Annotated in this window: 19 protein-coding genes; 15 read left to right on the top strand and 4 right to left on the bottom strand. The window is 69.0% G+C overall.

Annotation, left to right across the window (positions count from 1 at the left end; all coding sequences use genetic code 11):
* The first annotated feature begins 87 nt into the window (after nucleotides 1-87).
* From pepF to B0W88_RS01830, 9 genes are all read left to right on the top strand, one after another.
* Nucleotides 88-1,965 (top strand): oligoendopeptidase F, encoded by a 1,878-nt coding sequence (gene pepF, locus B0W88_RS01870; RefSeq protein ID WP_077032949.1) that lies wholly within the window; start codon nucleotides 88-90, stop codon nucleotides 1,963-1,965.
* Nucleotides 1,966-2,255: 290 nt separating this feature from the next.
* Nucleotides 2,256-3,371 carry a PEP-CTERM sorting domain-containing protein gene (locus B0W88_RS01865; RefSeq protein WP_158080776.1) on the top strand — a complete coding sequence of 372 codons (1,116 nt, stop codon included), beginning with the start codon at nucleotides 2,256-2,258 and terminating at the stop codon, nucleotides 3,369-3,371.
* 101 nt (nucleotides 3,372-3,472) lie between these two features.
* Nucleotides 3,473-4,366: a dienelactone hydrolase family protein gene (locus B0W88_RS01860; RefSeq protein ID WP_077032947.1), complete on the top strand. Its 894-nt coding sequence runs from the start codon at nucleotides 3,473-3,475 to the stop codon at nucleotides 4,364-4,366.
* A gap of 4 nt (nucleotides 4,367-4,370) precedes the next feature.
* Nucleotides 4,371-4,718 (top strand): YciI family protein, encoded by a 348-nt coding sequence (locus B0W88_RS01855; protein ID WP_077032946.1) that lies wholly within the window; start codon nucleotides 4,371-4,373, stop codon nucleotides 4,716-4,718.
* 80 nt (nucleotides 4,719-4,798) lie between these two features.
* On the top strand, nucleotides 4,799-5,194 hold the full coding sequence (locus B0W88_RS01850; protein ID WP_077032945.1) for a YciI family protein: 396 nt from the start codon (nucleotides 4,799-4,801) through the stop codon (nucleotides 5,192-5,194).
* 35 nt (nucleotides 5,195-5,229) lie between these two features.
* A complete protein-coding gene (locus tag B0W88_RS01845) occupies nucleotides 5,230-5,760 on the top strand; it encodes an SRPBCC family protein (RefSeq protein ID WP_077032944.1) in 531 nt (176 codons plus the stop codon).
* 20 nt (nucleotides 5,761-5,780) lie between these two features.
* A complete protein-coding gene (locus tag B0W88_RS01840) occupies nucleotides 5,781-6,182 on the top strand; it encodes a VOC family protein (protein WP_077032943.1) in 402 nt (133 codons plus the stop codon).
* 7 nt (nucleotides 6,183-6,189) lie between these two features.
* Nucleotides 6,190-6,597 (top strand): VOC family protein, encoded by a 408-nt coding sequence (locus B0W88_RS01835; protein ID WP_077032942.1) that lies wholly within the window; start codon nucleotides 6,190-6,192, stop codon nucleotides 6,595-6,597.
* A 6-nt stretch (nucleotides 6,598-6,603) separates the two neighbouring features.
* Nucleotides 6,604-7,917: an RNA polymerase sigma factor gene (locus tag B0W88_RS01830; protein WP_077032941.1), complete on the top strand. Its 1,314-nt coding sequence runs from the start codon at nucleotides 6,604-6,606 to the stop codon at nucleotides 7,915-7,917.
* Nucleotides 7,918-7,942: 25 nt separating this feature from the next.
* Here the strand turns inward: B0W88_RS01830 and B0W88_RS01825 are convergent, their stop codons facing one another.
* Complete coding sequence (locus B0W88_RS01825) at nucleotides 7,943-8,488, bottom strand: DUF2242 domain-containing protein (protein WP_077032940.1); 546 nt, start codon at nucleotides 8,486-8,488, stop codon at nucleotides 7,943-7,945.
* 55 nt (nucleotides 8,489-8,543) lie between these two features.
* On the opposite strand from B0W88_RS01825, the gene B0W88_RS01820 reads away from it, so the two are divergent.
* The 5 genes from B0W88_RS01820 (at nucleotide 8,544) to B0W88_RS01800 (ending at nucleotide 16,618) form a co-directional block, all read left to right on the top strand.
* The gene (locus B0W88_RS01820; RefSeq protein WP_077032939.1) at nucleotides 8,544-9,620 is read left to right on the top strand and encodes an ABC transporter substrate-binding protein; all 1,077 of its coding nucleotides are present in this window, start codon (nucleotides 8,544-8,546) and stop codon (nucleotides 9,618-9,620) included.
* Between the two features lie 92 nt (nucleotides 9,621-9,712).
* Nucleotides 9,713-11,503, top strand: coding sequence for an FAD-dependent oxidoreductase (locus B0W88_RS01815; protein WP_077032938.1), 1,791 nt, complete (start codon nucleotides 9,713-9,715; stop codon nucleotides 11,501-11,503).
* Between the two features lie 82 nt (nucleotides 11,504-11,585).
* Nucleotides 11,586-13,415, top strand: a complete 1,830-nt coding sequence (locus B0W88_RS01810; RefSeq protein ID WP_077032937.1) for a 2-oxoacid:acceptor oxidoreductase subunit alpha — start codon at nucleotides 11,586-11,588, stop codon at nucleotides 13,413-13,415.
* 2 nt (nucleotides 13,416-13,417) lie between these two features.
* Nucleotides 13,418-14,470: a 2-oxoacid:ferredoxin oxidoreductase subunit beta gene (locus B0W88_RS01805; protein WP_077032936.1), complete on the top strand. Its 1,053-nt coding sequence runs from the start codon at nucleotides 13,418-13,420 to the stop codon at nucleotides 14,468-14,470.
* A 69-nt stretch (nucleotides 14,471-14,539) separates the two neighbouring features.
* Entirely contained in the window at nucleotides 14,540-16,618 is a 2,079-nt protein-coding gene (locus B0W88_RS01800; protein WP_077032935.1) for a M13 family metallopeptidase, read from the top strand.
* Nucleotides 16,619-16,634: 16 nt separating this feature from the next.
* Here the strand turns inward: B0W88_RS01800 and B0W88_RS01795 are convergent, their stop codons facing one another.
* The 3 genes from B0W88_RS01795 to B0W88_RS01785 are packed head-to-tail and all read right to left on the bottom strand — an operon-like array spanning nucleotide 16,635 to nucleotide 18,538.
* Complete coding sequence (locus B0W88_RS01795; protein ID WP_077032934.1) at nucleotides 16,635-17,141, bottom strand: DinB family protein; 507 nt, start codon at nucleotides 17,139-17,141, stop codon at nucleotides 16,635-16,637.
* Between the two features lie 28 nt (nucleotides 17,142-17,169).
* Nucleotides 17,170-17,595 (bottom strand): DUF3052 family protein, encoded by a 426-nt coding sequence (locus B0W88_RS01790; RefSeq protein WP_077032933.1) that lies wholly within the window; start codon nucleotides 17,593-17,595, stop codon nucleotides 17,170-17,172.
* A 19-nt stretch (nucleotides 17,596-17,614) separates the two neighbouring features.
* Complete coding sequence (locus B0W88_RS01785) at nucleotides 17,615-18,538, bottom strand: LysR family transcriptional regulator (RefSeq protein WP_369973834.1); 924 nt, start codon at nucleotides 18,536-18,538, stop codon at nucleotides 17,615-17,617.
* Between the two features lie 113 nt (nucleotides 18,539-18,651).
* Here B0W88_RS01785 and B0W88_RS01780 point away from each other — a divergent pair, with 113 nt between their 5' ends.
* Complete coding sequence (locus tag B0W88_RS01780; RefSeq protein WP_077032932.1) at nucleotides 18,652-19,824, top strand: mandelate racemase/muconate lactonizing enzyme family protein; 1,173 nt, start codon at nucleotides 18,652-18,654, stop codon at nucleotides 19,822-19,824.
* Nucleotides 19,825-19,947 lie beyond the last annotated feature (123 nt).

Below are 19,947 nucleotides of genomic sequence, written 5' to 3'. Positions count from 1 at the left end.
CCTCGGGCCAACCCGAGGTGACGAACGGCACCCCCGGGCGCCGCGTGCAAAATCGCCGGCTTCATACGAAGCCACGAGCACTCGCCCATGAAATTGACCGCCATCGCCCTGGCCCTGGCCGCCGCCTCGCTGCAGATCCTGCCGGCCCAGGCTGCCACCGCCCCCGCCGCCGCCGCACCCACGATGGACGCCGCCGGCGTCTGGGACCTGACGCCGCTGTACCCCAACGCCGCGGCCTGGGAGACCGAGCGCCAGGCCATCCTGGCCGAGCTGCCGAAGCTCAAGGCCCTGCAGGGCACGCTGGGCGCCAATGCGGGCGCGCTGCGCGCCGGCATGGACCAGATCTCGGCGGTGAAGAAGCGCATCTACCGCCTGGCCGTCTACGCCAGCCTGCGCGCCGACGAGAACACCAAGATCACCGAGAACCAGGCGCGCAACCAGCAGGCCGACGCGGCCTTCAACCAGTTCGGCGAGGCCACCTCCTGGCTGAACACCGAGGTCGCCGCGCTGGGCGCCGACAAGGTCAACGGCTTCATCGCCCAGGACGCCGGCCTGGCCAAGCATGCCTACGGCCTGCGCACGATCCTGCGCCTGTCGGCCCATGTGCTGGGCGCCAAGGAAGAGGCGCTGCTGGCCTCCGCCGCCGAGCCGCTGCAGCAGCCCCAGGCGATCTACAACCTGCTGGCCAATGCCGACATGCCCTGGCCCAAGGTGAAGATCCACGGCAAGGAAGTGACGCTGGACCAGGAGCAGTACGTCAAGTACCGCTCCGACGCCGATCCGAAGATCCGCCTGCAGGTGTTCAAGGCCTTCTGGCCGGTCTTCAAGGCCTATGAGCGCACGCTCGGCGCCACCTACGCCGCCAACCTGCGCGGCACCGTCTTCCAGGCCCGCGCGCGCAACTTCCCCACCAGCGTGGCGATGGCCCAGGGCGGCGACAACATCCCCGAGGCCGTCTACCGCACGCTGGTCGAGGAGACCAACAAGGGCCTGCCCACGCTGCACCGCTACTTCAAGCTGCGCAGCAGGATGCTGGGCCTGAAGAGCGCCGGCTACCAGGACATCTACGTGCCGCTGGCCAAGCCCTCGGCCAGCTACACGGTGGCCGAAGCCGAGCAGCTCACGCTGACCGCGCTGCAGCCGCTGGGCAAGGACTACACCGACAAGCTGGCCGCCGGCTTCAAGGGCAACTGGATGCACTCGGTGCCCCAGCGCGGCAAACGCAGCGGCGCCTACATGAACGGCTCGGCCTACGACGTGCATCCGTTCCTGCTGATGAGCTTCAACAACAACTACAACAGCCTCAGCACGCTGGCCCACGAGTGGGGCCACGCGATGCACACGGTCTACACGACCGGCGCCCAGCCCTTCGAGACCAGCGACTACTCCACCTTCATCGCCGAGATCCCCTCCACCGCCAACGAGCTGCTGCTGGCCGACTACATGGTCGAGCATGCAAAGAGCAAGCAGGAGAAGATCTTCGCGCTGAGCCAGGAACTGGAGAACATCCGCGGCACCTTCTTCCGCCAGGCAATGTTCGCCGAGTTCGAGCTGAAGGCGCACGAGGCGGTCGAGAAGGGCGAGCCGATCACCGGCGAGAAGCTCAGCGCCATCTACCTGGACCTGCTCAAGCGCTACCACGGCGACGCCGAGGGCGTGCTGAAGATCGACGATCTCTACGGCATCGAGTGGGCCTACATCCCCCACTTCTACCGCGACTTCTACGTCTACCAGTACGCCACCTGCATCAGCGCCGCGGCCTACTTCGCCGAGGGCATCGGCAAGGGCGACACCGCGCTGCGGGACCGCTACTTCACGCTGCTCAAGGCGGGCGGCTCAGACGACCCGTACCTGCTGGTCAAGGCCGCCGGCCTGGACATGGCCACGCCGGCGCCCTACCAGGCGGTCGTGCGCCGCATGAACCGGGTGATGGACGAGCTGGAAGCGCTGATCGCCACCAAGTGAGCGCATGAAGCCCAGCGAATGGGCACACTGGCGGCATAGGTTTTCTGTTACGAAATTGTAACAATATTGCCAGCCGAATCAAGGGCTTGCGGCGCCGGCGTCGCAAGCCCTTCGTCCTTGTTGACGCTCCCGGACCAGCGGCGCAGCATCCGCCTCCAAGTGGGAGGCCAGCCCTTGCCGGTTGGCGTGTTGCTCGTCGTGGTCAAAGCAGTACGGACTTCCTGGCTCCGCGCGCCAATCGGCAGATTCGCCCCTATGAGGGCGCTCGCCATCTGGAGTTCGTCGCCATGGTGCCCACCACGACTCGCTCGTTCCTGCCGCTGACCGCGGCCATCGTCGCCGCCCTCGCGCTGATGTCGGCCTCGCCGCCGGCGCACGGCGCCCCGTCCGACACCTCGGCCACCAGCCGGTCCACCGACATCTTCTCCACCACCGACGGCTGGAAGAAGGATCGCATCTGGTACACCGACAACAAGGACGAACTGCCCACCGGCCGCTGGGACGACCAGTACATGAACTCCTTCGGCGGCGTACCCGTCGGCGGGGCCGGCTGGCACACCTGGAGCTTCCTCGGCAAGCCCGGCGCGGCCGGCTGGACCGGCACCTACGACTCCAACCCCTACCCGCGCGTGGACACCAGCGTCGGCGGCAGCACCGCGACGAACTGGACCCAGCTGCAGCTGTACAAGGGCTTCATCGGCGGCTACTACGCGCTGAAGTACACCAAGTCCAATGCCAACGCCAAGCGCGGCGTGGTGGCCGACAACCCGACCATCGCCGAGACCCGCATCACCGATCCCTGGACCATGTCCGCGCCGAGCGCCAGCCTGTGGAGCCTGGGCATGGACTACTCGCAGTTCGGCGAGTTCTCCAGTACCGACGCGAACGGCGCGATCTGGTCCAACTTCGGCCTGACGCTCAACCCGCTCAGCTCCACCTCGGGCTCGCCCACCAACTACAACCTGCTGTCCGTCACGATCAATGCCAACGGCAGCGCTTCGGTCACCACCGCGCTGAACGGCAACGACGCCGAGACCACCGGCAACCTGATCGCCGGCCAGCTCAACGGCGTGCTGCTGCTCAACGGCAATATCGTCACGCCGGCCCAGGCCGGCGCCGCGCTGACCGCGATGTACAACAGCACGAGCGGCTGGCAGCTGAACCCGAACGGCTACGACATCACGACCTTCCATCCCGACGACCTGACCAACAGCGCCAGCGTCTTCAGCCTCTCCGCCCGCGTCTTCCTCGACGGCTCGACCGTCAGCGCCACCGTGTCGACGCTGGACGCCTCCAGCGCGATCGCCGAGCCCTCGACCGCCGCCGTGCCCGAGCCGGCGCCGGCGCTGCTGTTCCTGGCGGGGCTGGGCGTGTTCGGCATCAAGGCCTGGCGCCGCCGCCGCTGACCGAGCTCCTCCCGGCACGGCTCTTGCCCCGATTGACCATCGGGCGCAAGGCCGTGAAGATCCCGGCCTGATCGATCGATCCGACCAGGGAGGAGCCCGCCATGCCACATCAGACTGCCGCCGATTTCCGGCCCGAGGTGCTGAAGCTGTTCGACCGTTACGTCCACGGCGACCTGAGCCGCCGCGGCTTCCTCGAACAGGCCCAGCAGTACGCTGCCGGCACCGTCGGCGGCGCGGCCGGCCTGCTGGCCGCGCTGAGCCCGCAGTTCGCCGCCGCGCAGAAGGTCAGGCCGGACGACGCCCGGCTGGCGACCCACCGCGTGCAGATCGATTCGCCCGAGGGCAACGGCAAGATCAACGCCTACGTCGCCTGGCCCAAGGGCGCCGCGGGCAAGCTGCCGGTGGTGATGGTGGTCCACGAGAACCGCGGCCTCAACCCGCACATCGAGGACATCACCCGCCGCCTCGCGCTGGACGGTTTTCTCACCGTCGCCCCCGATGCATTGACCCCGCTGGGCGGCTACCCCGGCGACGAGGACAAGGCCCGCGACCTCTTCGCCAAGCTCGACGCACCCAAGACCCGCGCCGACATGCTGGCCGTGGCCCGCCACCTGATGCGCGTGCCGATGGGCAACGGCCGCGTCGGCGTGGTCGGCTTCTGCTGGGGCGGCGGCATCGTCAACTACCTCGCCACGCAAGTGCCGGAACTGGCCGCCGGCGTGCCCTTCTACGGCGCCCAGCCGCCGGCCGCCGACGTGGCGAAGATCAAGGCCCCGCTGTTGATCCAGTACGCCGGCGACGACGAACGCATCAACGCCGGCTGGCCCGCCTACGAGCAGGCGCTGAAGGCCCATCACGTCGCCTACCAGGCCTTCACCTATCCCGGCGTCCAGCACGGCTTCAACAACGACACGACGCCCCGCTTCGACGCCGCCGCGGCCGGCCAGGCCTGGGACCGTACGATCGCCTTCTTCAAGGACAAGCTGAAAGCGTGACGCCATGCAATACCTGCTCCTGATCAACGAACCGGTCGGCCAGCGCGCCGAGCGCGGCCTCGACAAGGGCCACGAGGTCTATGCCCGCATGGGCGAGTTCGGCGCCGCGCTGCAGGCCCAGGGCCTGCTGCTGGCCAGCAACTCGCTCTCCACCCCTTCCACGCGGCTGCAGGTGCGCCAGGGCCGCGCCACCACCCTGGACGGCCCCTTCGCCGAGGCCAAGGAGATGGTCGGCGGCTTCTTCCTGCTGGAGGTGGACAGCCGCGAGCAGGCGCTGGAGATCGCGGCGCGCTGCCCGGCGGCCGAGTGGGCGACGGTCGAGGTGCGGGCCGTCGGCCCCTGCTACGACTAGATAAATTCCGCGCCGCGCCTGTCGATCCTCGTCGCCGCCGTTCGTCGTAGCGGCATGGACCCACGACAAGGAGAGACACCATGCGCTTCATGATCATGGTCAAGGGCACCCCGGTCAGCGAGGCCGGCGTGCTGCCCGACGACGACACGGTGATGGCCGAGATGGGCGCCTTCCACGAGGAACTGGCCCGGGCCGGTGTGCTGCTGGACGCCAACGGCCTGAGGCCCAGCAGCCAGGGCTGGCGCATCCGCTACGGCCGGGACGGCGGCCGCAGCGTCATCGACGGCCCCTTCGCCGAGACCAAGGAACTGCTGGCCGGCTACACGCTGATCCAGGTGCGTTCGCGCGACGAGGCGATGGAATGGGCGCGCCGCTTCCCGGCTCCGTTCGGCAAGGGCTTCGAGTGCGAGATCGAGGTGCGCCCGCTGTACGAGAACGAGGACTTCGAGCCCGGCGGCGTGCTCCACAAAGGCTGACGAACGACAAACCAACAAGCAACAAAGGACCCACGATGTTCAAGACCATTGCCCTGATCCTGCTGGCCCTGATCGCCTGCGTGCTGATCTATGCCGCGACCAAGCCCGACAGCTTCAAGCTCGAGCGCAGCGCCCTCATCCAGGCGTCGCCCGACAAGGTCTACCCGCTGATCGCCGACCTCAAGGCCTTCAACACCTGGAACCCCTGGCTGCGCAAGGAGCCCACGGCCGCCCTCACCTACACCGGCCCCGCCAGCGGCCCCGGCGCCCGCTACGCCTGGGTCGGCAAGGAGACCGGCGAGGGCAGCATGGAAATCGCGGAAAGCGTGCCCGCCAGCCGCGTCGCCTTCAAGCTCGACTTCACCAAGCCGATGGAGGCGCACAACCTGGCGCTGTTCACGCTGGCGCCCGAAGGCGGCGGCACCCGCGTGACCTGGTCAATGAGCGGCCCGGCGCCCTACATGACCAAGCTGATGGACACCATCGTCGGCATGGACCGCATGGTCGGGCCCGACTTCGAGGCCGGCCTGGCCAACCTGAAGGCCGCGGCCGAGTCCGCCAAGTAAACGAAAGGAGACTTGCCACCATGCAGCTCAAGTTCATCAGCGTCACCGTGAAGGACCAGGCGCAGGCGCTGGAGATCTACACGGCCAAGCTCGGCTTCACCAAGATGGCCGACATCCCGATGGGCGAGTACCGCTGGCTCACCGTCAGCTCGCCCGACGGCATCAACGGCGTGGAGCTGGTGCTGGAGCCGCTGGGCTTCCCGCCCTCGGCCGCCTACCAGCAGGCGCTGTTCGACGCCGGCATCCCGGCCACCGCCTTCATCACCACCGACATCGCCAGCGAGGTCGCCCGGCTGCGCGCCGCCGGCGTCACCGTGCGCGGCGAGCCGCGCGCGATGGGCCCGATCACCGCCGTGCTGTTCGAGGACGGCTGCGGCAACCTCATCAACCTCGTGCAGCCGCATCAATTCAATCCGGAGTAAGCAAGCCATGAGCCACCAGCAGATCTTCGTCAACCTGCCCATCAAGGACATGAAGCGCTCGCGCGCCTTCTTCGAGTCGCTGGGCTATCAGTTCAACCCGCAGTTCAGCAACGACCAGGGCGCCTGCCTGATGCTGGGCGAGAACCTGTTCGCGATGCTGCTCACCGAGCCCTTCTTCGCGACCTTCACGAAGAAGACCATCGTCAACGCCCACGAGAGCGTGGAGGTGCTGACCTGCCTGTCCTGCGACAGCCGCGAGGAGGTGGACAGCCTCGTCGCCAAGGCCGTGGCCGCCGGCGGCACCGCCCAGCCCGAGCCGCAGGACCACGGCTTCATGTACTCGCACGGCTACGAGGACCTGGACGGGCACAAGTGGGAACTCGTCCACATGAGCGGCATGCCTCCGCAGGAATAACGCGTCATGTCGACGGTGCCCCGTGATGAGATCGACCGCCGCATCGCCGCCGCGTGGCGGATCGAGTCGGCCAAGATCATCGCCGGCGTGGCCCGGCTGGTGCGCGACGTGGGCCTGGCCGAGGAACTGGCGCAGGATGCCCTGGTCGCCGCGCTGGAGACCTGGCCGCGCGACGGCATCCCGGCCAATTGCGGGGCCTGGCTGATGACCGCCGCCAAGAACAAGGCCCTCGACCGCCTGCGCCAGCATGCGCTGCACGCGCGCAAGGAAGAGGAACTGGTCGGCGACATGGAGGCGCTCGGCGCCCATGTGCAGCCGGACTTCGTCGATGCGCTGGACGCCGCGCGGCAGGACACCATCGGCGACGACCTGCTGCGGCTGATCTTCACCGCCTGCCATCCGGTGCTCTCCACCGAGGCCCGGGTGGCGCTGACGCTGCGGCTGCTGGGCGGCCTGTCCACCGACGAGATCGCCCGCGCCTTCCTCGCGCCGGAGCCGACGATCGCCCAGCGCATCGTCCGCGCCAAGCGCAGCCTGACCGCCGCCGGCGTGCCCTTCGAGGTGCCGGTCGAGGCCGAACGCGCCGAGCGCCTGGACTCGGTGCTGGAGGTGATCTACCTGATCTTCAACGAGGGCTACTCGGCCACCGCCGGCGAGGACTGGATGCGCCCGGCCCTGTGCGACGAGGCGCTGCGCCTGGGCCGCATCCTGGCCGGCCTGACGCCCGAGGAGCCCGAGGTGCTGGGCCTGGTGGCGCTGATGGAGATCCAGGCCTCCCGCACCGCCGCCCGTACCGATGCGCAGGGCCGGCCGGTGCTGCTGCTGGAGCAGGACCGCTCACGCTGGGACCAGCTGCTGATCCGCCGTGGACTCTCGGCGTTAGGGAAGGCCCAGCAGCTGCTGGCCGCGAGAGGCGCATCGCTGGGCAACTATGCGCTGCAGGCGGCAATCGCCGCCTGCCACGCCCGCGCCCGGCTGCCCGGGGACACCGACTGGCCGCTGATCGTCGCGCTCTACGACGCGCTGGCCCAGCTGCGGCCCTCGCCGGTGGTCGAGCTGAACCGCGCGGTGGCCATCGGCATGGCCTACGGCCCGGCCCAGGCGCTGCCGCTGGTGGACGAGCTGATGGCCCTGCCCCAGCTCAAGGGCTACCACTGGCTGCCCAGCGTGCGCGGCGACCTGCTGCTGAAGCTGGGGCGGCTGCCCGAGGCGAAGATCGAATTCGAGCGGGCCGCGGCGCTGACCCGCAATGTGCGCGAACAGCAGTTGCTGCTGCAGCGCGCGGCGGAGGCGGCCGAGGCGCCGCCGCAGCGGCACTAGGGCCTGTTCACACTACGGACAGACCCTAGCCCTTGTCGCTCAACTGCTCCTTGAGCATCCTCGACATCAGCGCGAAGAAGCGGTCATAGAACTCGCCGGCCGGGATCGTCTCCGAGGCCACCTTGACCAGCGAGTCCTGCGAGGACGACAGCGGCACCGAGATCGAGCCGATCGCGCCCACGCCCACGCTGGCCGAATTGGCGCTGCGCTTGATCACATAACGGTCCTGCTGCGCGGACACATAGGCGGTGGACACCGCGTTGCCCTTGCCGTCGGGCACGCAGACCACGGTGAAGTTGATCTCCACATGGTCCTCGCCATTGGGCTGGAAGCGCTTGCTGCCGGTGATCTGGCCGGTGGCCGAGGCGTTGATGATGTAGCCCTGGCTCAGCAGCGCGCGGCGCGCGGCCTCGCAGGTGTCCTCCACGCTGCTGTCGAACAGGCGCGAGAAGGTCTCGTCGGACTGGAAGCGCTCGCTCTGGTAGACCGCCTTGGGCGCCGGCGCGAGCGGGTTGGACATGCAGCCGGCCAGCAGCAGGGCCAGCCCGGCGGCAGCAGGGAACTTTGACATCCCTGCATTATCGGGTTTGAAGCTTAAGGTCCCGTGAGGCACACAATCGGCTTCGATGAACCGCCGCGACTTCGCCCTCACCGTGGGCGCCGCCCTGGCCACCGACCCGGGGGTCGCCCAGCAGGTGCCCGGCATCAGCGCCGGGCTGGCCGCGGCCGCGCGGGCGGAAGGCAGCCTCGTCAGCGTCGGCATGCCCGACAGCTGGGCCAACTGGGGCCAGACCTGGGCTGACCTGAAGCGGCTCTACGGCCTGCAGCACAGCGACACCAACATGGGCAGCGCCGAGGAGATCGAGCGCATGGCCCGCGAGGGCCGCGCCGGCACGGTGGACATCGGCGACGTGGGCTACGAATACGCGGCGGTGGCGCGCGGCCGCGGCGCCAGCCTGCCGCTGAAGCCCGCGCCCTGGGCGCAGATCCCCGGCTGGGCCAAGGACGAGGACGGCTACTGGGCGCTGGCCTACACCGGCACCCTGGCCTTCATGGTCGACAAGCGCCGCGTCGCCCGGCCGCCACGCGACTGGCGCGCGCTGTTCGACGGCAGCCTGACCGTCCTGGTCGGCGCGGTGGGCACCTCGGCCCAGGCCAATGCCGCCGTGCTGGCCGCGGCCGTGGCGCTGGGCGGCGGCGAGACCCAGCTGCAGCCGGCCCTGGGGCAGTTCGCCCGCCTGGCCCGCGCCGGCAGACTCCGCTCACATAACCCGACATTTCAGCGCATCAAGGACGGCGAGGACGTGGACGTCTACCTGATGTGGGACTTCCTCGCGCTGACGATGCGCGAGCGGCTGGGGCGTGCGGCGGCGGCGGACTTCGAGGTGCTGATCCCGGCCGACGGCTCGATCACCAGCGGCTACACGCCGATCATCAATCCGCACGCGCCGCACCCGAACGCCGCGCGGCTGGCCCGCGAATACATCTTCAGCGACGCCGGCCAGCTGAACCTCGCCCGCGGCCGCGCGCGGCCGATCCGCATCGAGCAGCTGGCCCTGAGCGACGAGGTGCGCCGCGGCCTGCTCGACACCGCCCAGTACCGCAGCACCCGCGCGGTGAAGCCCGCCGTCTGGGCCTGGGAGGCCAAGCAACTGCCGCCGGTGTGGCGACGGGAGGTGCTGGGCGTCTTGCCGGGCGGCTGACGGGGTTTGCCCGGGGCTCGCCGAGGCGCCTCCCGCAGGCGTAGACTGGACCGAAGACCTGGCCCCACGAGGCTGGCGAAGGAGACAGTTCAGTGCAGCGTAGCGATACCGCGAATCCGGCCTACTTCCACAAGGTCGTCGATTGCCAGTGGGCCTGTCCGGCCCACACGCCAGTCCCCGAATACATCCGCCTGATCGCCCAGGGCCGCCATGACGAGGCGTACATGGTGAACTGGGTCTCCAACGTCTTCCCCGGCATCCTCGGCCGCACCTGCGACCGGCCCTGCGAGCCGGCCTGCCGGCGCGGGCGGGTGGAGGAGAAGAACGCCGAGAAGCCGGAAGCCGTGGCGATCTGCCGGCTCAAGCGCGTGGCAGCCGACAACAAGACCGAGCAGCTGCGCGCGATGCTGCCCACGCCCTTGGCGAAGAACGGCAGGCGCGTGGCCTGCGTCGGCGCCGGGCCGGCCTCGCTGGCCGTCGCACGGGATCTGGCGGTGCAGGGCTATGCGGTCACCGTGTTCGACGGCGAGGCCAAGGCGGGCGGCTTCATCCGCACGCAGATCCCGCGATTCCGCCTGCCGGAGCGGGTGATCGACGAGGAGTGCGGCTACATCCTCGGCCTCGGCGTGGAGTTCCGCGCCGGGCAGCGGATCGCCTCGATGAAGGCGCTGCTGGGCGAGGGCTATGACGCGGTCTTCGTCGGCTGCGGCGCGCCGCGCGGGCGCGACCTGGACCTGCCCGGCCGGCGCGAAGCCGCGGCCGATATCCACATCGGCATCGACTGGCTGGCCAGCGTCTCCTTCGGCCATGTCACTTCCGTCAAGCCGCGCGTGATCGTGCTGGGCGGCGGCAACACGGCGATGGACTGCTGCCGCTCGTCGCGGCGGCTCGGCGCCGAGTCGGTCACCGTGGCCGTGCGCAGCGGCTATGCGCAGATGAAGGCCTCGCCCTGGGAGAAGGAGGACGCGGAGCACGAAGGCATCCCGATCCTCGACTTCCATGTGCCGCTGGCCTTCGAACATGACGGCCAAGGTCGACTGACCGGCATGCGCTTCAAGCGCGTGACGCAGGGTGATGAAATCACGATCCCCTGCGACCAGGTGCTGCTCGCCGTCGGCCAGGAGAACGCCTTCCCCTGGATCGAGGCCGACGCCGGCATCGCCTTCGACGCCAGGACCGGCCTGCCGGTGCTCGACGCGCAGAGCTTCCAGTCCAGCCGGCCCGAGGTCTTCTTCGGCGGCGACGCGGCCTTCGGCCCGAAGAACATCATCAGCGCCGTCGCCCATGGGCACGAGGCTGCCGTCTCGATAGACCGCTACCTGCACGGTGAGCCGGTCACCAAGCGCCCGCCGCCGCATGTGAACCTGATCTCGCAAAAGATGGGCATCCACGAGTGGAGCTACGACAACGGCCCCACCAACGAGCTGCGCCACAAGGTGCCCTGGGCCGCGGCCGAGAAGGCGCTGGCCAGCATCAAGGTAGAGGTGGAGCTGGGTTTCGACACGGCCACCGCGATCCACGAGGCGCGGCGCTGCCTGAACTGCGACGTGCAGACCGTGTTCAGCGAAAAGGCCTGCATCGAATGCGATGCCTGTGTGGACATCTGCCCGATGGACTGCATCACCTTCACCGGCAATGCCGACGAGCCGGCGCTGCGCCAGATGCTGAAGGCGCCGGCGCTCAACGAGACCCAGGATCTCTACGTCAGCGCGCCGCTGAAGACGGCCCGCGTGATGGTCAAGGACGAGGACGTCTGCCTGCACTGCGGCCTGTGCGCCGAGCGCTGTCCGACCGGGGCCTGGGACATGCAGAAGTTCCTCCTGCAGACCACGCAGGCGGGCCATGCCTGCCGCGACCTGCCGGTGCGGAGGGCCGCCGCATGAGGGCCGCAGCGCCGGGCCGCCCCAAGCAAGGCCCCACCCTCTCGGAGGGTCGCTGGGCGTACTCGACCAGCGGGGAGCACCAATGAGCCGCATCGATGCAGTGAACGACTTCGTCGTCAAGTTCGCCAACGTCAACGGCTCGGGCTCGGCCTCGGCCAACGAGCTGTTCGCCAAGGCCATCCTGCGCATGGGCGTGCCGGTGAGCCCGCGCAACATCTTCCCGAGCAACATCCAGGGCCTGCCGACCTGGTACGAAGTCCGTGTCAGTCAGGATGGCTGGTTAGGCCGGCGCGGCGGCATCGACATGATGGTGGCGATGAACCCGCAGACCTGGGCGCAGGACGTCGCCGAGGTGGAGCCTGGCGGCTATCTGTTCTACGACAGCACCCGGCCGCTGCCCGAGAGCGAGTTCCGCAAGGACATCCATGTGATCGGCATGCCGGTCACCGCCATCTGCAACGCCACCTACGAGGACGCCCGCCAGCGCCAGCTGTTCAAGAACATCATGGTGCTGGGCGCGCTGTCGCAGCTGATGGAGATGGACCCGACGGTCATCGAGGCGCTGTTCGCCGAGCAGTACCGCGGCAAGGAACGGTTGCTGGACTCCAACGTCCGCGCGCTGCACGCCGGCCGCGAGTTCGCGCGCGACCACCTGGGCGAGCCGCCGATGGGGCTCAAGGTCAAGGCCCGCCACGGGCTGATCGGCGAGCGCATCTTCATGGAGGGCAATGCGGCGGCGGCGCTGGGCTGCGTCTACGGCGGCGCCACCGTCTGCGCCTGGTATCCGATCACGCCCTCGTCCTCGGTGGCCGAGGCCTTCCAGAAATACTGCTCCAAGCTGCGCACCGATGCGGCCGATGGCACGGCGCGCTATGCCATCGTGCAGGCCGAGGACGAGATCGCGTCCATCGGCATCATCACCGGTGCCGGCTGGAACGGGGCGCGCGCCTTCACCGCTACCTCCGGCCCCGGCGTCTCGCTGATGACCGAGTTCCTCGGCCTGGCCTATTTCGCCGAGATCCCGCTGACCCTGATCAACGTGCAGCGCGGCGGCCCGTCCACCGGCATGCCCACGCGCACCCAGCAGGCCGACCTGCTGGCCTGCGCCTACGCCTCGCATGGCGATACGAAACACGTGCTGCTGCTGCCGCAGGACCCGAAGGAATGCTTCGACCATGCCGCCGCCGCGCTGGACCTGGCCGACCGGCTGCAGACGCCGGTGTTCGTGATGACAGACCTGGACATCGGCATGAACCAGCGCCTGTGCGATCCGCTCGAATGGGATGACGCCCGCCGCTACGACCGCGGCAAGGTGCTGACGGCCGAGCAGCTGGAGGCCGGCCGCGAGTTCGCCCGCTACAAGGACGTGGACGGCGACGGCATCCCCTGGCGCACGCTGCCCGGCACCCACCCGAGCAAGGGCGCCTACTTCACCCGCGGCACCACACGCGACCCGCGGGCGCTGTACTCGGAGAAGGGGCCGGACTACATCTACAACGTCGAGCGCCTGCTGAAGAAGTTCGCCACCGCGGCGACGCTGGTGCCGCCGCCGGTGCTGACGCCCGCGGCGCGCAAGACCAGCCTGGGCGTCATCTACTTCGGCTCGACCGCGCCGGCGATGGACGAGGCGCTCGAAGCGCTCGCCGCCGCCGGCATCGCGCTGGACGGCCTGCGCCTGCGCGCCTTCCCCTTCCCGGCGGCCGTGCGCGAATTCATCGAGGCGCATGCCCACGTCTTCGTCGTCGAGCAGAACCGCGACGCGCAGATGCGCACGCTGCTGGTCAACGAGCTGGACGCAGCGCCGGACAAGCTGATCCGCATCCTGCACTTCGACGGCACGCCGATCACCGCGCGCTTCATCACCGAGGCGATCACGCGGCAGGTCCACGTGCTGGCCACTCAGGCCTTCTAGACATGACCTACATCGCCAAGCCCAAGCTCCACCACCCGAGCCTGACGAAGAACGCGGTCGGCTACACGCGGCGCGACTACGAAGGCAAGGTCTCCACGCTGTGCGCCGGCTGCGGGCACGATTCGGTCTCCGCCGCGATCGTGCAGGCCTGCTGGCAGCTGGACATCGAGCCGCACCGGGTGGCCAAGCTGTCCGGCATCGGCTGCAGCTCCAAGACGCCGGACTACTTCCTCGGCGCGAGCCACGGCTTCAACACCGTGCACGGCCGCATGCCCAGCGTGCTGACCGGCGCCAACCTGGCCAACCGCGAGCTGCTGTATCTCGGCATCAGCGGGGACGGGGACTCCGCCTCGATCGGCCTGGGCCAGTTCGCCCACGCGATGCGGCGCGGCGTGCGCATGGTCTACATCGTCGAGAACAACGGCGTCTACGGCCTCACCAAGGGCCAGTTCAGCGCCACGGCCGATCGCGGCTCGGTGGCCAAGAAGGGTGCGGTCAACCACGATGCGTCCATCGACCTGGTCAGCATGGCCCTGCAGCTGGGCGCCAGCTACGTGGCCCGCGGCTTCAGCGGCGACAAGGACCAGCTGGTGCCGCTGATCGAGGGCGCGATCCGCCACGGCGGCGCCGCCTTCATCGACGTGATCAGCCCCTGCGTGGCCTTCAACAACCACGCCGGCAGCACCCGCAGCTACGACTACGTGCGCGAGCACAACGAGGCGGTCAACCGCATCGACTTCATCGATCTGGCCGAGCAGCAGCACGCGGCCGGCGACGAGAGCCTGATCCTGGTCCCGCAGCCCGACGGCAGCGCCATCCGCCTGCGCCGCCTGCTGCCCGACTACGCGCCCACCGATCGCATCGCCGCGATGAACCAGGTGCAGGCCCTGGCCGCCGCGGGCGAGATCGCCACCGGCCTGCTCTACCTGGACCCGGAGGCGCGCGATCTTCATCAGGCGCTGAACACCTCGGCGCGTCCTCTGAACCAGCTCGCCGAGGCGGAGCTCTGCCCCGGCGCCAAGGCGCTGGCGAAGATCAACGCGGGTTTGCGCTAGAGGCGTGTCTTTCGGCCGGGCGTATGCCTGGGTTGAGAATGCGGGCTTGCAAAAAATAGAGAGCCCGCCATGCCGTCCTCCGCACGCCTGCCTGCCCTGCTCGCCCTGAGCCTCGCCGCCGCCGCGGCCTGCGCCCAGACCCCATCGACGCCCGAGGCCCCGCTCAGCGCCCTGCCCTACGTGCCGAGCCTCGACACCACGGCGATGGACCGCAGCGTCGACCCCTGCGAGGACCTCTATCAGTACGCCTGCGGCGGCTGGCTCAAGAACAATCCGATCCCGGCCGACCAGTCGCGCTGGGGCGTGTATTCGAAGATGGCCAACGAGAACCTGCGCTATCTCTGGGGCATCCTCGACAAGCTGTCCGACGCGCAAGCCACGCGCAACGCCAACCAGGCCCGCATGGGCGACTACTTCGCCGCCTGCATGGACGAAGCCGCCGCCAACAAGGCGGGCCTCGCGCCGCTGGCCCCGATGCTCGCCCGCATCGACGCGCTCGCCGACAAGAAGCAACTGCCCACCCTGCTCGCCGCGCTGCACCTGGCCACCGCCGGTGACCGCTTCTTCTTCGGCTTCGGCGCCAACCAGGACTTTGCCGATTCCACCCGCGTGATCGCCTTCGCCACCGGCGGCGGCATCAGCCTGCCGGACCGCGACTACTACACCGACGACACCGACAAGGCCAGGACGCTGCGCGAGCAGTACGCCGCCCACGTGGCCCGCAGCTTCGAGCTGGCCGGCAGCGATGCCGCACAGGCGAAGGCTGCCGCGACCACGGTGATGGCGATCGAGACCGCCTTGGCCCGCGCCACGCTGACCCGCGTGGACAAGCGCGACCCGTACAAGACCTTCCACAAGGTCGATGCCAAGGGCCTGCAGGCGCTCACGCCGCACTTCGACTGGGCCGCCTACCGCAAGGCGCTGGGCGTGGCGCCGGGCCTGAAGGTCTACAACGTCACCGAGCCGGCCTTCTTCAAGGCGCTGGACAAGCAGTTCGCCACGCTGAGCCTGGCCGACATCAGGACCTACCTGCGCTGGCAGCTGATCAGCAGCAATGCGCCCTATCTCGACAACGCGATGGTGCAGGCCAACTTCGACTTCTTCGGCCAGACGCTCAACGGCGCCCCGCAGATGAAGCCGCGCTGGAAGCGCTGCGTGGCGCTGGTGGACCAGCAGCTCGGCGAGGCGCTGGGCCAGGAATTCGTGGCGCAGAACTTCGGCCCCGAGCTGAAGCAGGCGACGCTGACGATGACGCAGGAGATCGAGGCCGAGATGGGCAAGAGCATCGACTCGCTGGCCTGGATGAGCGAGGCGACGAAGAAGCGCGCCCGCGAGAAGCTGCACTCGATCGCCAACAAGATCGGCTACCCCGACCAATGGCGCGACTACTCGTCGCTGCAGGTGGCGCGCGGCGACTTCGCCGGCAACGTGATGCGCGGCAATGTGTTCGAGTCGAAGCGCCAGCTCGCCAAGATCGGCAAGCCGGTGGCCCGCGGCGAATGGCAGATGACCCCGCAGACGGTCAATGCCTACTACGACCCGCAGATGAACGACATCAACTTCCCCGCCGGCATCCTGCAGGCGCCGCTCTACGACGCGAAGCTGGACGACGCGCCCAACTACGGCAATACCGGCGGCACCATCGGCCACGAGCTGACCCACGGCTTCGACGACCAGGGCCGCCAGTTCGACGCCAAGGGCAACCTGAAGGACTGGTGGACCAAGAAGGACGCGCAGGAGTTCGAGACCCGCGCCGCCTGCGTGTCGGACCAGTACGCCCAGTACACCGTCGTCGACGACATCAGGATCAACTCCAAGCTGACGCTGGGCGAGGATCTCGCCGACCTGGGCGGCCTGGTGCTGGCCTACTCGGCCTGGAAGGCGCACATCGCCAACAAGACGCTGGACAAGGACAACAGGGACGGCCTGACGCCCGAGCAGCGCTTCTTCGTCGGCTATGCCCAGTGGGATTGCAACGACGCCCGCCCCGAGTTCCTGCGCGTCAAGGCCAAGACCGACCCGCACTCGCCCGGCCGCTACCGCATCAACGGCGTGGTCGTGAACATGCCCGAGTTCGAGAAGGCTTTTTCCTGCAAGCCGGGGCAGAAGATGGTGAAGAAGCCCGAGGAGCGCTGCAAGGTCTGGTGAGCGCCCGACCGGCCGGTCAGCCGGCCCTTCGCGCCGGCTCGGCGAGGTGCAGGAACTTCGTGTAGAGATCCCGCGGCGGATTGATGCCGGCGTCGGTCAGGATCTGGCCGACGTTGCCGCGGTGGTAGCCGCCGTGCAGGCTCACGTGGACCAGGATCTCCTCGCGCGTCATGCGCCCGGCGTCGCCGTCGGTGAAGCGAAAGGGCAGCGGTTCGGCCAGCTGCGGCTCGGTCAGCGCGCGCACGTAGTCCACATACCAGCGGTCGGTGGCCGCCACGTCCTCGCGCAGCTGGGACAGCGCGGGCGTCTCGCGCGTGTTGGTGGCCTCGAAGGGCTCGGACGCCTCGCCGGCCAGCCGGGCGCGGAACAGGCGGTCGACGACGTAGATGTGGTTGAGCCGGCGCAGCGCGGGGGTCAGCACCTTGTCGGCACGGTCCGGCGCCAGCGTGGACAGCAGCTCGAACAGCTCCTCGTTGGACCAGGCCTTGTAGGCGAACATCGTCTTCAGCGTGGCCAGCGACATGAGCGGTCTCCTTGTCCGTGCGTCGTCATCAGGCGCGGAACTCGCGCCGCACCATCAACTTTAGGCCGGACCAGACCTCCGAGACGGCGCACACCTTGATGTCCACGAAACCGATGGGCAATGCCAGCTCGCGGATCACGTCCTCGGTGATCGTGGTAGGCACCTTGGCGGCCTTCTTGGGCCAGGAGACCCAGACGACCGCATCGTCGCGCAGCGCCTTGCGGGCCGCGGCCAGCTCCTTGGCCAGCGCCTCGCGCTCGGTGGCGAACAGGTGCAGCACGTCCGCCCGCTCGGCGGGCCGCTTGAGCCTGACGAAGTCGATGCCCGGCAGCGGGCCCAGCAGCGTGCGGTATTCGGGCAGCGGCAGGCCCAGCACCTGAAGCAGCATCGCCGGCTTGTTGAGGCCGAGCTTCTTCGCCAGCGGGGTTCCCGAGTAGCCGGTCGTCGTCGTCATGCCGCTCCTTGGCGTCTTGCTAACGGCCGGACTGTACGGCCTCCTCGGCCGCCTGCCAGAACAGCTCCCCCGCATGCCCGAGCGGCGCCCGGTCGCGATAGAGCCTGATGTCCATGTCCACATGCCACGGCGCCGGTGCGGCCTCCAGCAGGCGGCCCGCGGCCAGGTCGTCCTCGATCAGGCGGCGCGGCAGCCAGGCCATGCCGCGGCCCGTCAGCGCCATCGTCCTCAGCACGGACGCCAGGTGCGCCGTGAAGGCGCCCTGGGTCGGGCAGCGGTCGAGGGCGGCGCCGCAGACCTCGCGCAGGATGCGGCCCGTGCCGGACTCCGGGCTGTAGCCCAGCAGCTGCAGCGGCGCCGCGGGCGTCGCGTCCGCCAGGGCATGCCGGGGGCGCCCGTCGGGCCCCGGCGCGGACACCGGCAGCAGCAGGTCGCTGCCCACCCTGACGAAGGGGAAGCCCTGCGCCTGCAGCTCGCTCGGGGCCTGCGGGTGCCCGTGGCTCACGACGAACTGCACCTGCCGCTCCAGCAGCAGGGCCTCGCAGCGCTCCAGCACGTCGGAGATCAGCGTGACCGGGCCGACCTCGACCCTTGATTCGAGGCTGCGCAGCCATTCCGGCAGGAAGGTGAAGGACAGCGCATGGGTGGAGGCAAAGCGCAGCGTCGTCGAGTGGGCCTCGGCGACGGCCCGCGCCTCGCCCGGCACGCGCGCCACGCGCGCCATCAGCTCCTGCGCCGTCTCGCGGAACCACTCGCCGGCGGCGGTCAGCCGGGCGGGCTGGCTGCTGCGGTCGAACAGTTCGGCGCCCAGCCACTCCTCCAGCGCCCGGATGCGGCGGCTGAAGGCGGGCTGGGTCATGTGCCGCTCCTCGGCCGCGCGCGAGAAGTTCCCGCTGGCCGCCAGCGCCAGGAAGTCGTCGAGCCAGGACAGGTTCATCGTCATGTCGGGGGCGGTGCTTTCAGGGCATCAAAGGCGAAAAAACAGGCATTGGCCGAAACACGGGCCGATGACGATCATTCAGCCATCGTCCTCAGCCACACCTTCGGAAACCGCCCATGAAGATTGTCGACATCCGCGAGAAGACCCTGCCGATCAGCTCGCCCATCCGCAACGCCTACATCGACTTCAGCAAGATGACCCTGAGTTTAGTGGCGGTCATCACCGACGTGATCCGCGACGGCAAGCCGGTCGTCGGCTACGGCTTCAACTCCAACGGCCGCTACGGCCAGGGCACGCTGATGCGCGAGCGCTTCATCCCGCGCATCCTGGAAGCGAACCCGTACTCGCTGATCGACGCCAGCGGCAAGAACCTCGACCCGCACAAGATCTGGAACGCGATGTTCACCAACGAGAAGCCCGGCGGCCACGGCGAGCGCTCGGTGGCGATCGGCACGATCGACATGGCCGTGTGGGATGCAGTGGCCAAGATCGAGGGCAAGCCGCTGTTCCAGCTGCTGGCCGAGCGCTACGGCGACGGCCGGCCCGACCGCAGGATCTTCGTCTACGCCGCCGGCGGCTACTACTACCCGGGCCAGGACCACGGCAAGCTCAAGGACGAGATGCGGAGCTACATCGACCGCGGCTACACGGTCGTCAAGAAGAAGATCGGCGGCGCCTCGCTCGACGAAGACCTGCGCCGCATCGACTCCATCCTCTCGGTGCTGCAGGACGGCCAGAAGCTCTGCGTGGACGCCAACGGCCGCTTCGACCTCGACACCGCGATCCAGTACGCCAAGGCGCTCTCGCAGTACGACCTGTTCTGGTACGAGGAGCCGGGCGATCCGCTGGACTTCGAGCTGCAGGCCACGCTGCGCAACTACTACACGAACCCGATGGCCACCGGCGAGGACCTGTTCTCGATGCAGGACGCGCGCAACCTGATCCGCTACGGCGGCATGCGCCCGGACCGCGACTGGCTGCAGTTCGACTGCGCGCTCTCCTACGGCCTGGTCGAGTACCTGCGCACGCTGGACATGCTGAAGGAGCACGGCTGGTCCGCCCGCCGCTGCATCCCGCACGGCGGCCACCAGATGTCGCTGAACATCGCGGCCGGCCTGGGCCTGGGCGGCAACGAGAGCTACCCCGACCTGTTCCAGCCCTTCGGCGGCTTCCCGGACGGCGTGAAGGTGGACGGCGGCTACGTCACCCTGCCCGAGCTGCCCGGCATCGGCTTCGAGGGCAAGGCGGACCTGTACCGGGAGATGAAGGCGCTGTCCGACGGGGCCTGATCGCCCCGCGTCAATGGCAGGCCCAGATCACAGCACGAAGCCGCGATCCGTGTCGCTTGTGTTCAAGCCCACTTGAACTCCGACAATGCGGCAATGTCCGCCATCCCTGCCACCCCCTCGCCC

This window comes from Pelomonas sp. KK5, assembly GCF_001984095.1.
GTDB lineage: Bacteria > Pseudomonadota > Gammaproteobacteria > Burkholderiales > Burkholderiaceae_C > KK5.
This window is presented reverse-complemented; position numbering and strand designations above follow the sequence as displayed.